Below are 16,165 nucleotides of genomic sequence, written 5' to 3' on the forward strand. Positions count from 1 at the left end.
TATTATAAATTTTTTATTAATATTATTATAATATTAACATAATTATTATAAATATAATTATTATATTAAATTATCTCCAAATTATTATATTAAACTTATATTTCAAACATCATTCCAAATAAAATATTAGGACATTCTTAATTTACCCTTATACTTAGCATAAACAGCATAATCAACATAAGATTTATTTTCAATCATATTACTAAGTTTAGGAGCTAATTCCCTTTTTTCATCAATCAAATCGGTTACAGATAATGTAAAAGCATCACTACCAGAGCCAGAACCATATGAAATAGCCAATATATTATCCCCAGATTTAGCTTTATCAAGAATAGAAGCTAAGCCAAGGGGAGTAGCTCCAGAATAAGTATTACCAATAACAGGAGTTAAAAGACCATCTTTTATCTGTTCATTATTGAATCCTAATTTTTTACCAACCTTTAAGTAAAATTTACCATTTGGTTGATGAAAAACTGCATAATCATAATCTTCTGGACCAGTGCCAGTTTTTTCAAAAATTCCTTTAGCTGCACCTACTACATGTTTGAAGTATGCAGGTTCACCTGTAAACCTTCCACCATGAGATGGATAAGGTTGACCTTCACGTCTATAAAAATCAGGAGTATCAGTAGTGAAGCTATATGTATCACCAAAATCAGCTACTGATCCATTTTCACTACCTTCTTTTCCAATTATAAAAGCTGCTCCACCAGCAGATGCAGTGTATTCAAGAGCATCACCAGGAGCTCCTTGAGAAGTATCTGCACCTATTGCTAATCCATAATCTATCATTTCAGAGTCAACTAGACCTATAGCAGCTTGCATACCTGCAGTACCTGCTTTACATGCAAATTCAAGATCAGCAGCAGTCATACTTGGTGTAGCCATAATTGCCTCAGCAACAATTGTAGCTGTTGGTTTAACTGCATAAGGATGAGATTCAGAACCCACATAAACTGCCCCAATATCTTGAGGATTAATTTTAGCTCTAGCCAATGCACTTCTAGCAGCTTCAACAGATATTGTAGCTGTATCTTCATCAGGAGCAGGAACTGATTTTTCATTCACAACAAGCCCATTTGATATTGCTTTTGGATTATCTCCCCATACTTTAGCTATTTCTTCAACTTTGATCCTATATGATGGCACAAAAGCACCATATCCAATAATTCCCGCCATAAAATCACACCATAATTATTAATATTGTTTTAATTGATTAAAAATTTTAAAAAGAATAAAATTAATTTTAGATTAATTGAATTTATTAATCATTATATAGTATTTAGCATTTTGTTTTTATAGTATATTAATGTTTCCTATATATTACAGTAAAATAAAGAGGTCCAATATAACAAAATAATAATTAATTTTAAAATTAAAAAAGTGTACAATAACCAATAATTGTGCTATAACCACCAATAATAGCAAAATATCTAAAAAATGAAAAAATAAACAATGAAAAAATTAAGAAATGAAATATATAAAAAATTAAGAAATAAAAATAAAAACTTAATAAAAAATATATAAAAAACTAAAAAATAAAAACTAAAAAACTAAAAAACTAAAAAATTAAAAATTAAAAATAAAAAATTAAAAATATTTAAGTTGCTAAAAATGGTTCTCCAATAGTAAATAAAATTATAATAGAAACTATCATACCAATAAATACCAACGGAGCTCCTGCCTTAAATATCTCTTTTATCTTTACAAATCCAGTACCATATGCCATAGCAACTGTAGGATCAGCTGTTGGAAGCATATAAGATAATGAACAAGCAATAGCTACAGGAACTGCAAATGTTCCAATTGGTAAAGATTGAGATTGAGCTAAAGTAACAGATAATGGTACTAAAATAGCAGCTAAAGCCACATTAGACATTACTTGTGTAATTAAAATACCAATTACCATTAAAACTAAAACTAAAACCATTGTAGATGGATTAGAACCAAGAATATGGAATATATCATTAACTAACCATGCAGCAGCACCAGTATTTAAAAGTGCAGCACCTAATGATAATGCTCCTCCGAAAAACATGATAAGTCCCCAATCAACATTTTTCTGAGCATCTCTCCAATCAATAATTCTAAATATAAAGAAAAGTGAAGCTCCTATTAAAGCTATAGAATAACTGTTTAAGCCAGTGAAACCAGCTGTAATCCATAAAACAATTGTAAATAACAATATAGATAAAGCAATTTTTTCATTTTTAGTCATAGATCCAAGTGCATCTAATTTATCAGTTAAAGTATTTTTTCCACCAATAACCTCTTTAACTTCTGATGGGAAAACAAAACCTAACCATTTCCATATTACAAATAACATTATGATAGCAATAGGAACACCAAATACCATCCAATTAGCAAATGGAATATGAGTATATGCAGCAGCCATTAAGTTTGGAGCAGTACCTATTTCAGTAGCTAAACCTCCAGCAAGAGAAGCAAAAGAAGCACCTAAAACCATAGCCTTTGCAAAATTACTTTTTGCATTACAAACATCTTTACAACCCATTAAATCTATAATTTCTTTAATTATAGGAAGAACTAACGCAAATGCAACTACATTTTCAATCCAAGCTGACAGTATTCCAGTTGAAAATACACTAACAAATAAACCCTTACTCGATGTCGTTCCCACTTTATCCAACATGACATAAGTCAATCTTCCAACTAAACCACTTTTTCTAATACCTTCAGCTATAATAAATCCACCTATCATTAAAAATAGAATAGGATTTGCAAATCCGATAGCTACATTTTCAAAAGATGCAATACCAAGTATAGGTTGCATAAATAATATAATAATAGAAGTAACTGCTAAATGAAGAGCTTCAGTTACCCACATTATAACAGCAAAAGCAAGAAGTGCTAATGCCATATGACCTGAGTAACTAAGACCATCTAGAGGTATAACCATTATAATTATAGCCACAATTATAGCTAATGGCAAGCCTATTTTTTTAAAGTCCATGAAATTTCCTCTGAGTATTAATAGATATTATAATCAATTTTAATGATTAAAATACCAATAATCATTTTTATATAACATTTAAACAAATAATTAATATCTACAACAACTATTATCAAATTATATAAAATATCCATATGAAAATTTATATAAATTAAAAATCTTTATTGCCTTTAAAGATTATTACATTTAAGATATATAAACTTAATCAAATTAGGATTAAACTAACAAAAAGTAGCTATAATAATATATAGTTTTTATATAATTAATAAGGCATAATATAGAATTGTATTATTAATCAAATTAAAAAATGCAAAATTTTATATATGATAAGAAATAATGTATAGTTGTGTTCTGAATTATAGAATATTTTATACAATTGCGGTGTTAGTCCAGCCTGGTTAAGACTCTGGCCTGCCACGTCAGTGACCCGGGTTCAAATCCCGGACGCCGCATCGCGGCTGTAGTATAGTCTGGTTAGTACTTGGGCCTTCCAAGCCTACAGCCCGGGTTCAAATCCCGGCAGCCGCATTATCTAAAAAAAATCTAATTTTAAAATATCTATTAAAATAGTTTTAAGAATTTTATAATATTTACTTTTCATAATATCTATTTTCAATGCCTAATTTTTCTCATTTTAACTTATAGTTTAATTTATAACACAATAAACAAAACAGATATCTTAATACAAAATAGACATCTTAATTTATAATTATACTAATTTTTATTGACTTATTTTTTTAAAAATCAATATTTTCAAATTATTACTTATTAATTTACTAAATATTACTTATTAGTTTACTAAATATTACTTATTAATCATTGATTATTACTTATTAATTTTTAAGAATATTTGAAATAAATGAAAATAATTTAAAAAATAAGAAATTCAAAACATGAAAAATTAATAAAATATGAAATAATCTTTAATGTAAAATTTAAAAATACCTAAAAATACAAAGAGAATAAAAACAAAATACAAAAAATACAAAAAATACGAAAATATTACAAAAGATACAAATATTATAGAAAGTAGTAAAATAAAAAAAAATAAATAAAAGAAAAAAGATGTAAAATTATTACATCATAGGAGGCATTCCACCCATTGCTGCAGGATCCATACCACCCATATCAGGTGCACCGCCACCAACAGATGCAATTACATCATCTATTCTTAAAATCATTTCAGCTGCTTCAGAAGCAGATTGAATAGCTTGTTTTTTAACACGTTTAGGTTCGATTACTCCAGCTTCCTTCATATCAGTGACTTTTCCATCAAAGACATCGAGACCCATATAAGGAGAGTCTTCATGAGAAGCTCTGAGATCTACTAAAGAATCAATACTGTCAAGACCTGCATTTTCAGCTAAAGTTTTAGGAACAACTTCTAAAGATTCTGCAAATGCAGTTACAGCTAATTGTTCTCTTCCACTAATAGAATCAGCATAATCTTTTAATTTTTTAGCCATTTCAATTTCTGGAGCTCCACCACCAGCTACAACTTTTCCATCTTCAACAGTAGCAGCTACTACACCAATAGCATCATCTATAGCTCTTTGGATTTCATCAACTATGTGTTTTGTACTTCCTCTTACAAGTAAAGTTACAGCTTTAGCTTCTTTACATTTTTCTACAAAGATCATATCTTCTCCAGATATTTTCTTTTCAGTTACTTCTCCAGCAGAACCTAAATCTTCTGCAGCTAAATCATCTATGTTAGATACAACAGTAGCTCCAGTAGCTTTAGCTAATTTTTCAATATCGGACTTTTTGACTCTTCTTACAGCCATAATTCCTTCTTTAGCTAAGTAATGTTGTGCTAAATCATCGATACCTTTTTGAGCAAATAAAACATCTGCACCAGAAGATGCAATTTTAGCTACCATATCTTTAACCATAGTTTCTTCTTGTTCAATGAAAGCTTGCATTTGAGTAGGATCAGTAATACTAATTTCAGCATCCATTTCAGTTTCTTTTACTTCAATTGGAGAATTAATTAAAGCAATTTTAGCATCGGTTAAATTTTTAGGCATGCCTGGATGAACTCTTTCTTTATCAATAATTACACCTTGAACTAAAGCAGATTCATCAACAGTACCTCCTTCTTTCTTCTCAATTTTAATATGATCAGATTCAACTTCACCATCTTCAGCTACTTGTTCAACTGCATCAACAACGAGCTGAGCTAAAGGTTCACGAGCTTTTTCAGTTCCTTTACCAGTCATTGCAGTCATTGCAACTTTTACTAAAGTATCTTTTTCAATATCATCGATACATATATCTTCTAAAATTTCTTGAGCTTTTTCAGCTGCTTGTCTGTAACCCATAGCAATGATAGTTGGGTGAATATCCATGTCTAACAAAGATTCAGATTTTTTAAGGAGTTCTCCTGCAATAATTACTGCAGTAGTAGTTCCATCTCCTACTTCATCTTCTTGAGTTTTAGCAACTTCAACAAGCATTTTAGCAGCAGGATGTTCAATATCCATTTCTTTTAAGATGGTTACACCATCATTAGTAACTACAATATCCCCTAATCCATCTACAAGCATCTTATCCATACCTTTTGGACCGAGTGTAGTCCTTACAGTTTCAGCTAATACTTTACCAGCTAAAATGTTATTTCTTTGAGCATCTCTGCCTAAAATTCTATTAGTACCTTCAGGTAAAACTAAAATTGGTTGTCCTTGGCCTTGTGCCATAAAAATCACCTCATAATTTATTTATTATAAACTTTTATAATTTAATATGCAAATAAAATATTAAATTTAGATATAATAATTATAATTAAATATGTATAAATTTACAAGATTTATAACAAGCTAAGAGAAATTAATACAATATATAGATAGATATAAGCTACCTATCAACTTCTAACAAGCATTAATAAAGTTATATTGCAAAAAAAATACATATTTAAAATAAATTTGCATATTAAAATTATTTAAAATTTATTAACTTCTATTAACTTTAATAAATTTACAATATAAAGTGGGTTTGAGGTTATATATAAAACTTTCGGAAGCCCAATAATTTTCTAAACTTTTTGATATAATAATTTAAAATATAATAATTTAAAAATTAGTAATAATAATAATTATTGATACGAATAAAAATCAGAGATTTATCAAAATTATTAATTAAATCATATTAAATCATATTAAATCATATTAAATTATATTATGTTATATTTAGTATTTTATATTTAATATTTTATATTTAGGTTTTTATATTTAGGTAGCTAAAATCAATAGAATAATTTTTAATAATCAAAAAACTTTATTTTCCCTATTTTTAGAAGCTATAATGTTTTTTATATATAATTTTGACCATATGAAACCGATTGTACTCCCAATTATGTTTCCAAAGATAATTCCCCACCAAACACCATATTGACCCATGCCAATAGGAATAGCTAAAATATAAGCAAATATTACAATGAAAATAAGTTGACTTACTAAGTTCAATATAAAAGAATACAAACCTTTTCCTAAACCTTGAAATATTGATAAAGATACATATCCTGCTGGAATAAATATACAGAATAATGTCATTATTCTTAAAAAGTCTGTAATAAGACTATGTAACCCCACTGTTTCAGGAGAATAAGTAAATAATCCTGCAATATAAGGTGCCAATATAAAAGTGATTAAAGCAGACATAATAGCTATTAAAGTTCCAATTTTTATTGAATAATTTTGAATTATTTCCAAATCTTCATACCTTCCTGCACCAAATGAAGCACCGACTACAGGAACAACAGAATCTGTAACAGATAGAACTGGGACAATAGCTATCATTATAACTATCCAACCTAATGAATAAACAGCTACAGCATCAGTTCCAGAAACTGTAACTAATATCATGATTAAAAATCCTTCTAAAAAAGCAACTATAATAGATTCTGCCCCTGCAGGCATACCTACAGCTAAAATCTTCTTTAAAAGATCTTTATTAAAATCAAAATACTTTAAGGAAAAATTTATGTAAGTATCACCTCTAAACCAATAAAGAATTATAACACTTACAATACCTAAAGATACCACAGTAGCAAATCCTACACCAGCCATTCCCCAATTAAAGACATATATAAAAATAGGATCAAGAATTATATTTAAAATAGCTCCAAAAGACATAGCATAGGTAGTTTTTTTAACATTTCCTTCACCCAAGAGTATTCCATAAGCAGTTGCAGTAAATACAATGAATATTGAACCAGCAAATAAAACATTACCATAGCTAAGTGCTAAATTCATTGCCTCTGTTGTGACTCCAGCTCCAAGCATTTCTAAAATTGGATGTAAAAACAATCCCATAGAAACCATAGAAAGAATAGTCAGAATTACTGTAAGAAGAATAATATGAAGAGCAGCATTGTCAGCTTTAGTTTTATCTCCTTCAGCAATGAATCTAGAAATTACAGAGGTAGCTCCTACCCCAAGACCTTGTGAAAATCCCATAACCATCAAAAAAATAGGATATATGAATCCAATAGCTGCAAGAGCATTATGACCAATTCCAGCTACCCAAATGCCATCAATAAGACTGTAAAAAGAAGTTATTAACATAGCTATAATCATAGGTCCAGATAATTTCAATATAGCTTTCTTTGGATCCCCAAGTATAGTAGATACTCCTTCTGTTTCAAAATCATCCCTTATATCATTATTAATTTTCTTATCATCAATAATATCGTTATCATTACCATCCTCATTATTCATAAGATCGCTCCAAAAGATCGCTCCAAATAAAATATTTTAATCTTTATAATAAGAAAATTCAAAGTTATTTTATTCAAATTATTACTATCATTTTATATTTTAGTTTATATAATTTATATTAATTTCTAATAAATAGTAATACTTTTATAATAAATAATAATATTAGAAAAATAAAGATAAATAAAAAATACAGAAAAAACAATTAATACAAAGAATTATAAATACAATATTTGATATGAATAATATAAATATTAAAAAGGATACGAATATCAAAAATAAGATAAAATAATGATAAGATAATGATAAAATAAAGATAAAATTAGAATAAAGATATTATAAATATAGAATAAATAACAATAAAGATAGGATAAAATTAGGATACAACAATTATAAATATAGAATAAAGTTAGTAGGATACAACAATTATAAGTATAGAATAAAATTAGGATACAATAATGATAAAATGAGGATAAAATGAACCATAAATATATAGATTTAAGTCATGAAATGAAAGATAATATGATTGTTTATCCCGGAGATCCTGAATTCATATTAAAAGATATTACAAAAGATTCTAACTACTCTTTGTTCGAAATAAGTGGAAGTTTACATACTGGAACACATATTGATGCTCCTTATCATTATATTAAAAATGGTAAAAAAGTTAATGATTTGAGTCTTAATACATTGACAGGGAAAGCTAGTGTTTTAAAAACAAAAGATGATGTTTTTAATAGAAGTATAAAAATAGAAGATATTGAACAATATAAAAACAAGGAACTTGAAGAAATTAAATCAATGAAAAATATTGAATCAAAAGATGGTCTAGAAAAAATCATTATTTTAAATACAAATTGGTACAAGCATTGGGGTGAAGAAGACTATTTCCTTAAAAATCCTTATATCTCAAAACAATTAGCTAAGTTCTTTATTGAAAATGAGATTTCTGGGATTGCTATAGATACCTGTTCAGTGGATAAAATAGGTGAAAATAAAATTCATAAAAAATTACTTAAAAATAATATATGGATTGTTGAAAACTTAAATAAGACAGATAAATTAGTAAAAGAAAAATATGACTCCTATTTTATTCCATTAAACATATCCTCAGAAGCATCTTACATAAGAGCTTTTGTAAAAGAGTAAAATATGAAAAAATACAAAACAAAGAGAATTTGAATGAATAAGAAATTAATATCTATAAAAATAATTAATAAAAAAGTATTAAAATAAAAAAATATTAATAAAAACTGTTAATAATAAAAAATACTAATTAATAAGAAATATTAATTAATAAAAATTGTTAATAATAAAAAATACTAATTAATAAGAAATATTAATTAATAAAAATTGTTAATAATAAAAAATACTAATTAATAAGAGATATTGATTAATAAAAAATTATTTGAATTTATAAAATTTATTTATTTTTATTTATTCTAAACCATTTAGTTTCATTAGGCTTTTCTGGATTTTCAGGTTTTAAATAACCTTTTCTTTCTAGACCCCGAATAATATTAGTTATATTATTATAGGAAATATCTTTAAAAGCTGTTTTTTGAATATAATTATGAATTTCCTGAGAATCCATAGGTTCATCAGGAATTAAATAATAAATCTGAGATTGGAAAGAAGTTAAATCTTTCTTTGGAGAAGAGGTTAATTTTTTATAATTATCTTTTATAAACTCCAATTCTTTATTAACTTGTTTACATGAGTTTAATTCATTCTTAAGTCTTTTTATCTCATTTTTACTTTCTTTAATCTTATTAATATTATCTTCATTCTGAATATTATTCAATTCACCTAGTTTTCCAAAGGACTTTTCACTAATTAATGTTTCAGAATCAGAGTCCACTGCTTTGCCTAAAGAATCCTGTGATTTATCACCATAAGTTTTATCTAAGTCTGAAAATAATCCTTTTATTTCCTCTAACCTTTGAATTTTCGAATCTTTAATATTAATTTCATCTTTCAATCGATCATAATCTAATTTAGAAACATTATTATCCTTAATTTCCTTTATTTCTAGTTTTTTATCATTGATCTCATTAATTAAAGATTTGATTTTATTATCTTTCTCAACAATTTTATCAAGAGCAGATTGAAGTTTAGAATTAATTTCTTCAAGTTCTTTGTTTTTATATTGTTCAATATCCTTTTCAAGAGAAGCTTTAATATCATCAAAAGATAATTGAATCTTCTCTAATTCCTCAATCCGTTTATCCTTATCAAATAATTTATCTTCATAAGACAATTTTATTTCTTCAAAAGATGACTGAAAATCTTCTAACTCTTTAATTCTAATTTTTTTATCTTCTAACTCTTTTTTGATAGACTTAAAAACTTCTTGGTCTACAGAAGCTGCTTTTAATAACTTAATTTCGCTTTCTTTACTATCAATCTCTCTTTGCATCCCTATTAAATTATCTTTACTAGCGATATTACTTTCTAAATCATTTATTTTCTCTTTATAAGACTCTATTTCATCTAAAAGAACATTAATTTTCTTATCTTTTTCAACAATAGTAGCTAAAGAAGATTCAATTTTTTCATTATATTCTTTGAGTTCTTCTGTTTTAAATTTTTTAAGGTCTTTTTCAAGGGCAGTTTTTATATCATTAAAAGAATCCTTAAAATTACTAAGATCCTCAATTTTTAATTCTTGGCTCTTTATTATGTTTTCTTTACTACTAATATCTACTTTTAAATTATTTAAATCAACTTTTAAATTTGAAATAACAGATTCTTTCTCTTTAACAATAGATTCTAACTTTTCAACAGTCTCATCATTTTTTAAAAGATTTTTTTCATTTTCAAGATTCATGAGATCTATTTTAAGTTCATTTATTTCTAATAAGCAAGATTTAACTAGATTTTGTAATTTAATCTTCTCTTTATCTTTTTCTACCATAATATCCCCAAGTCCCTAAATAAAGAATGACATATAATAAAAAATGTGATACTTAATATTATTAATTCTAATAAACATTATTTCCAATAATAATTCTAATATTAATTCTAATAATAATTCTAATATTAATTATAATATTAATTTATAATATTAATTATAAAAAAAACATTATTTCTAATATTATATTCTAATAATATTATTTTTAATAAACATTATTAATAAAGCTATTATTGTAAAGATTATTCTATTTTTATTATGTCTATTTTTAATTAAAGCTATTATTAACTAAAGTATTAATTAAAGTTATTTTTAATAGAGAATATTAATTAAATTTATTATAATTAAATTTATTATTAAAACCATTGTAAATTTTATTACTAATTGTATTATTAAAATTGTATTACTAACTGTATTATTAAAATTGTATTAATAATTTTATTATTAATATTATTATTAATTTTATTTTATCAAATATAGATACCATTTTAATTATAATTAATTATAATATTATTATAATTTCAATCATAATCTTAAATAATAAAATATTTATTAAAAATCATATATATAGTTATTTGATTTATATAATTAATTAAGAGCTCTTAAAATAAAAAAAGAAATATAATTATAAAAAATAAGAATTAAAATAATATGAATTAAAATATTATAAACCTTAAAAAATTATAAAAGTTAATAATATATAAAGATCATAAAATAGTCCTATTAATCAATTCAGCATTTAAAATAGAAGCTCCAGCTGCACCACGAATAGTATTATGGCCAACTAAAACATATTTAAAACTATTGTCAAACACAGGATCTTTTCTAAGTCTTCCAACAGTTACAGCCATGCCACCATCAGCATTTCTATCCATTCTTGGTTGAGGTCTATTATCTTCCTCTTTAACAATAACTGGGCTTTTTGGAGCAGAATATAAATCTAATTCTTGAGGAAGAGATTTGAAATTAGCTATATCATTTTTTATATCATCTATATCAACATTTTGATCTAATTCAATGAAAACTGATTCAGTATGACCATCTAAAACAGCTACTCTATGGCAAGATGCTGTAAGACCGAATTGAGCAGGTTTAACCTCTAATCCATCAAGAATTCCAAGTAAATGAAGTGTTTCACTTTCCATTTTTTCTTCTTCACCACCAATAAAAGGAACTAAGTTATCCACAATAGCCATTGAAGGAACTCCATTATAACCAGCACCAGAAACAGCTTGCATAGTAGATACATACACTCTATTTATATCATAATTATCATAAATTGGTTTTAAAGTTAATGTTAATGCAATAGTACTACAGTTAGGATTAGTAACTATGAAGCCATCCCAACCTCTATTTTTTTGCTGAATTTCTATAATATCTAAAAATTCATGGTTGACCTCTGGAATTACAAGAGGAACATCTTTTTCCATTCTCATCGCACTTGCATTAGATGCAACTATAAACTTTTCTGCAAATTTTGGCTCTACAACAGCTGCATTTTCAGTGGGGAGAGATGAGAACAGTATATCAACATCATTACTTATTAAAGAAGGGTCGGTCTCTGATACAACAATATCTTTTACAGATTCTGGCATAGCATCATCAAGATACCATGTTGTAGCATCTTCATATTTTTTACCAGCTGAACGAGAAGAAGCTGCTAAAGCAGTTATTTCAAAATCAGGGTGTTTATCCAAAAGCTGAATAAATCTTTGTCCGACCATTCCAGTTGCACCAAGTACTCCTACATTTACCATTTCATCACCAAATAAACCATTAAGATTTTAATAAACCAAATATTAAGATTATTATCTAAAACTATTAATTAAAATTATTAATTAAAACTATTTATTTAAACTTATTTTTTAAAACTATTAATTAAAATTATTAAAACTATTTATTTAAAATTATTAATAAAACTATTAATAAAATTATTTATTTAAACTTATTTTTTGAAACTATTAATTAAAACTATTAATTAAAAATGTTTATTACATTATTTAATTCCTAAAACATCAGCCATATCACTAACTTTACCAGATTCAGAATTCATAATAAACCTCAAAGATCTCATAACACCTGCTATGAAAACTTCTCTTGTATGAGCTCTATGAGTGATTTCAAGGCGTTCACCATCGCCTATAAACATTACAGTATGGTCACCAACAATATCTCCACCACGTATAGCATGAAGACCAATTTCTTCTTTAGTTCGCTCCCCTACAAGACCTTGTCTACCATAAACGCAAACTTCATCAGCATTTCTTTCAAGAGAATCAGCTATTGTCTCAAAAGCAGTCATAGCTGTTCCAGAAGGAGAATCTTTCTTTTTATTGTGATGAGCTTCAATAATTTCAATGTCAAAATCATTTAGAATTGGAGTTAAATCACGTAAGACTTTAAAGAAAACATTAACACCTATGGCCATATTTGAAGAAACAACAGCTTTAATATTAGATTTTTCAACAATATTAGCTATTTCCATAGATTGTTCATCTGTAAAACCAGTAGTTCCAACAACAATATTAACACCAAGTGAAGCAGCTATTTTCACTGTTTCAAATGCAGCATTAGCTATTGTAAAGTCTACTAAAACATCTGGCTTTGCATCTTTAAGTACGGACTCTAAATTTTGAGCTCCATTAGTTTTAACACCAATACTACCAATTCCAATAACTTCCCCAATATCTTTTCCTTCAAGAGGAGTGTTTGGTATTTCAATAGCAGCTACTACTTCAATATCATCCTGTTCAAGGATTTTTTTAATAATACCAGAGCCCATTCTCCCACCAGCTCCAGTTACAGCAACTTTCAACATAAATATAACACCCTTAATAATCTTTTATATAATATTAATAACTTTTTATATAATCTTTATTTTTAAGCTTAGTAATATTTTTAAATTTAGTAATAATTCACAATTATAATAATTTTAAACTTAATAATAATCCTTAAACTAGAATAATCTTCAAATCAGAATAATCCTAGATTATAATAACATTTAAATCAGAATAATCTTCAAATCAGAATAGTCCTAGATTATAATGACCTTAGATTATAATAATTCTAAATCATTTAAAACCTGTTTAACTTTTAACCTATTTTCATCTTTTAATGGAGCAAGAGGTAATCTTATATCTCCAGAAGGTCTCCCTAACATTTTCAAAGCAACTTTAGTTGGAACAGGATTACTTTCAATAAATAAAATTTTCATAAGATTATATAATTCATAATGTAGGTCCATAGCTCTTTCATAGCTACCATCCAGACAATTATTAACCATTTGACTCATTCTAAAAGGATCAACATTAGCTACAACACTAATAACACCTTTTGCCCCAAGTGACATCATAGGAACTGTAAGATCATCATTTCCAGAAAGAATAGAAAATTTATCTTCTAAATCAGCTTCAATTAATGTTTTTCGAGTTTTAGACATTTTGTCAAGATTTGGGTTTGCTTCTTTTATAGCAACAACATTATCTAATCCTGCTACAGCAGTTATAGTTTCAGGATCAATATCAGTACCAGTACGACTAGGAACATTATAAACAATGATTGGAATATCTGAATTGTTGTTTATAGTTTTATAATGTTCAATGAGCCCATGAGGTTGTGGTTTATTATAGTAAGGAGTTATAACAAGTGCCATATCTGCACCAGCACTTTCTGCATATTGAACAAGCTCCAATGCATCTTTTGTTGAGTTGCTTCCTGCACCTGCAATTGTTTGAACTCTTCCATCAACTTCTTCAATTAAAATATCAATAAGTTTTTTTTGTTCAGGAATCGTTATAGTAGCTGATTCCCCAGTTGTTCCAGCAGCTAATAAACCATCTACACCATTTTCAATCAGGAAGTTAATATTTTCTCTATACCCCTCTTCATCAACTTCATTATCTTCTGTAAAAGGTGTAATCATAGCTACTGCTGTACCTTCAAAATTCATATTTTTCCCCTCATATATTTAATTTTTCACATTTTAATATAATTCTAAATAATTTAAAAAAATTTAAAAAAATTTAAAATAATTTTAAATAATTTTAAATAATTCTAAATAAATTTGAATAAATTTGAATAATTTTAAATAAATTTGAATATATTAATTTTTAATATTATTCTAAAACATCTTTAACTAATTCAAAAGCTTTTTCCCCATCTGCCAATTCTACAAAGATAACAACAGCAGTTTGAGAAGAAGATATCTCAACAATATTAATATTGTTTTCTCTTAATGGAACTGTAATATCTGATATAATACCTGGAGTTTCAATAAAATCAGGACTAACTAGAGTTAACATAGCTATCTCTTTACCAAGAGAAAGAGAACTAAGTTCCTCAGAATCAATAACCATATCATGTAATAAATGATAAGCCTCATCAGAATTCTTTTTATTAATAAAAATAGTCACAGAATTTTGACCAGCAGAAATACCAAATATATTTATGTCATTTTTAGCTAAAATTGTGGTTATTTTTGAAAGCAAACCTGGTTTTTTAAGCATACCATCACCAACAATAGCTACAACAGATATTGGTTCAGGATATAAAATAGTAGTCTTCATCATTTCTCCCTCATAAGGACCTACAATAGTAGTTCCAGGATTAGAAAGATCACCATACTCATGACTTATAATTTTTGCATTAATCAAAGGATCCTTATATTTCAAAGCATGTGGATGAAGTACTTGAGCTCCATGAGTAGCTAAATCTCTCATTTCCTCTACAGATATCTTATCAAGCTTTTTAGCTTTTTGGATTTTATTTGGATCGGTGGACATTACACCATCCACATCAGTGACAATTATTACCTCATCAGCATTTAAAGAATGCCCTAAAAGAAAAGCTGTAATATCACTTCCACCACGACCAAGAGTAGTTATTTCACCATCAGGCCCTTTACCTAAAAATCCACAAACAACAGGAATTATTCCTTGATCTAATATTCTATTCAATTCTTTACTCATAAGTTCTGAAGCTTTAAAATCAATTTTAGCTTCAAGAACCTTATTATTAGTTAAAAGAGGCCATTCATCTGAATAAGGATCAATATATTCAGATTTAACACCTAAAGATTCAATTACAGAAGACATTACTCTTACACTAGTCATTTCACCCATAGATAATATCTCTGCCATTTGTTTATCAGTAACATTAGAATCCACAGAATCTTTAACAATCTTTATAAGGTTGTCAGTTGTCTTATTAATTGCAGATACCACTACAACTACCTTATTTCCTTTCATATATTCATTAACAACTGATTGGGCTGCTTTTCTTATTTTTTTTCCATTACCTATCGAAGTTCCTCCGAACTTAGCTATTTTTAGTTCCACTAGCTTCACAACCTTCTATTTCTAATTTATAACATACCTATGAATATTTTTATAAACATTATTAACTTATAATCAATATTAATTTTTTATAATAAACATAATTATAATAATTCTTATTAATAAATTTAGCTATTGTATAATAATCAATTGATAAAGAATTAAAATTATGAAGAATATTTTATACAATTATAAAGATAGAATCTAATAATTCTGAAAATGAAATTTA

10 protein-coding genes and 2 tRNA genes are annotated in these 16,165 nt (G+C 26.6%); 3 read left to right on the top strand and 9 right to left on the bottom strand.

Annotated elements, in window-relative coordinates; translation table 11 throughout:
• Positions 1-126 precede the first annotated feature (126 nt).
• Both MBBAR_RS05675 and MBBAR_RS05680 read right to left on the bottom strand, forming a co-directional pair.
• Positions 127-1,179 (bottom strand): hydroxymethylglutaryl-CoA synthase, encoded by a 1,053-nt coding sequence (locus MBBAR_RS05675; RefSeq protein ID WP_080460336.1) that lies wholly within the window; start codon positions 1,177-1,179, stop codon positions 127-129.
• 421 nt (positions 1,180-1,600) lie between these two features.
• Entirely contained in the window at positions 1,601-2,974 is a 1,374-nt protein-coding gene (locus MBBAR_RS05680) for a DASS family sodium-coupled anion symporter (RefSeq protein ID WP_080460337.1), read from the bottom strand.
• A gap of 378 nt (positions 2,975-3,352) precedes the next feature.
• On the opposite strand from MBBAR_RS05680, the gene MBBAR_RS05685 reads away from it, so the two are divergent.
• A tRNA-Gly gene (locus MBBAR_RS05685) sits at positions 3,353-3,426 on the top strand.
• Positions 3,427-3,428: 2 nt separating this feature from the next.
• Positions 3,429-3,502, top strand: a tRNA-Gly gene (locus MBBAR_RS05690).
• Positions 3,503-4,050: 548 nt separating this feature from the next.
• Here the strand turns inward: MBBAR_RS05690 and thsA are convergent.
• The gene (gene thsA, locus MBBAR_RS05695) at positions 4,051-5,673 is read right to left on the bottom strand and encodes a thermosome subunit alpha (RefSeq protein WP_080460338.1); all 1,623 of its coding nucleotides are present in this window, start codon (positions 5,671-5,673) and stop codon (positions 4,051-4,053) included.
• A gap of 567 nt (positions 5,674-6,240) precedes the next feature.
• The gene (locus MBBAR_RS05700) at positions 6,241-7,692 is read right to left on the bottom strand and encodes an MATE family efflux transporter (RefSeq protein ID WP_080460339.1); all 1,452 of its coding nucleotides are present in this window, start codon (positions 7,690-7,692) and stop codon (positions 6,241-6,243) included.
• A 474-nt stretch (positions 7,693-8,166) separates the two neighbouring features.
• Here MBBAR_RS05700 and MBBAR_RS05705 point away from each other — a divergent pair, with 474 nt between their 5' ends.
• On the top strand, positions 8,167-8,838 hold the full coding sequence (locus MBBAR_RS05705) for a cyclase family protein (protein WP_080460340.1): 672 nt from the start codon (positions 8,167-8,169) through the stop codon (positions 8,836-8,838).
• 274 nt (positions 8,839-9,112) lie between these two features.
• On the opposite strand, the gene MBBAR_RS05710 is transcribed toward MBBAR_RS05705, so the two are convergent.
• The 5 genes from MBBAR_RS05710 to MBBAR_RS05730 form a co-directional block, all read right to left on the bottom strand.
• Positions 9,113-10,606: a hypothetical protein gene (locus MBBAR_RS05710; RefSeq protein WP_080460341.1), complete on the bottom strand. Its 1,494-nt coding sequence runs from the start codon at positions 10,604-10,606 to the stop codon at positions 9,113-9,115.
• A 704-nt stretch (positions 10,607-11,310) separates the two neighbouring features.
• On the bottom strand, positions 11,311-12,360 hold the full coding sequence (gene asd / locus MBBAR_RS05715) for an aspartate-semialdehyde dehydrogenase (protein WP_080460342.1): 1,050 nt from the start codon (positions 12,358-12,360) through the stop codon (positions 11,311-11,313).
• Between the two features lie 239 nt (positions 12,361-12,599).
• The gene (gene dapB, locus MBBAR_RS05720) at positions 12,600-13,421 is read right to left on the bottom strand and encodes a 4-hydroxy-tetrahydrodipicolinate reductase (protein WP_080460343.1); all 822 of its coding nucleotides are present in this window, start codon (positions 13,419-13,421) and stop codon (positions 12,600-12,602) included.
• 237 nt (positions 13,422-13,658) lie between these two features.
• Positions 13,659-14,552, bottom strand: a complete 894-nt coding sequence (gene dapA / locus MBBAR_RS05725) for a 4-hydroxy-tetrahydrodipicolinate synthase (RefSeq protein WP_080460344.1) — start codon at positions 14,550-14,552, stop codon at positions 13,659-13,661.
• Positions 14,553-14,718: 166 nt separating this feature from the next.
• Positions 14,719-15,939 carry an aspartate kinase gene (locus tag MBBAR_RS05730; RefSeq protein ID WP_080460345.1) on the bottom strand — a complete coding sequence of 407 codons (1,221 nt, stop codon included), beginning with the start codon at positions 15,937-15,939 and terminating at the stop codon, positions 14,719-14,721.
• Positions 15,940-16,165 lie beyond the last annotated feature (226 nt).

The organism is Methanobrevibacter arboriphilus JCM 13429 = DSM 1125 (assembly GCF_002072215.1).
GTDB classification, from domain to species: Archaea; Methanobacteriota; Methanobacteria; order Methanobacteriales; family Methanobacteriaceae; genus Methanobinarius; species Methanobinarius arboriphilicus.

What these genes read in the sequence shown, in the direction of transcription:
- MBBAR_RS05675 (WP_080460336.1), bottom strand. Translation starts at nt 1,179, where the DNA reads ATGGCGGGAATTATTGGATATGGTGCTTTTGTGCCATCATATAGGATC.
- MBBAR_RS05680 (WP_080460337.1), bottom strand. Translation starts at nt 2,974, where the DNA reads ATGGACTTTAAAAAAATAGGCTTGCCATTAGCTATAATTGTGGCTATA.
- thsA (WP_080460338.1), bottom strand. Translation starts at nt 5,673, where the DNA reads ATGGCACAAGGCCAAGGACAACCAATTTTAGTTTTACCTGAAGGTACT.
- MBBAR_RS05700 (WP_080460339.1), bottom strand. Translation starts at nt 7,692, where the DNA reads ATGAATAATGAGGATGGTAATGATAACGATATTATTGATGATAAGAAA.
- MBBAR_RS05705 (WP_080460340.1), top strand. Translation starts at nt 8,167, where the DNA reads ATGAACCATAAATATATAGATTTAAGTCATGAAATGAAAGATAATATG.
- MBBAR_RS05710 (WP_080460341.1), bottom strand. Translation starts at nt 10,606, where the DNA reads ATGGTAGAAAAAGATAAAGAGAAGATTAAATTACAAAATCTAGTTAAA.
- asd (WP_080460342.1), bottom strand. Translation starts at nt 12,360, where the DNA reads ATGGTAAATGTAGGAGTACTTGGTGCAACTGGAATGGTCGGACAAAGA.
- dapB (WP_080460343.1), bottom strand. Translation starts at nt 13,421, where the DNA reads ATGTTGAAAGTTGCTGTAACTGGAGCTGGTGGGAGAATGGGCTCTGGT.
- dapA (WP_080460344.1), bottom strand. Translation starts at nt 14,552, where the DNA reads ATGAATTTTGAAGGTACAGCAGTAGCTATGATTACACCTTTTACAGAA.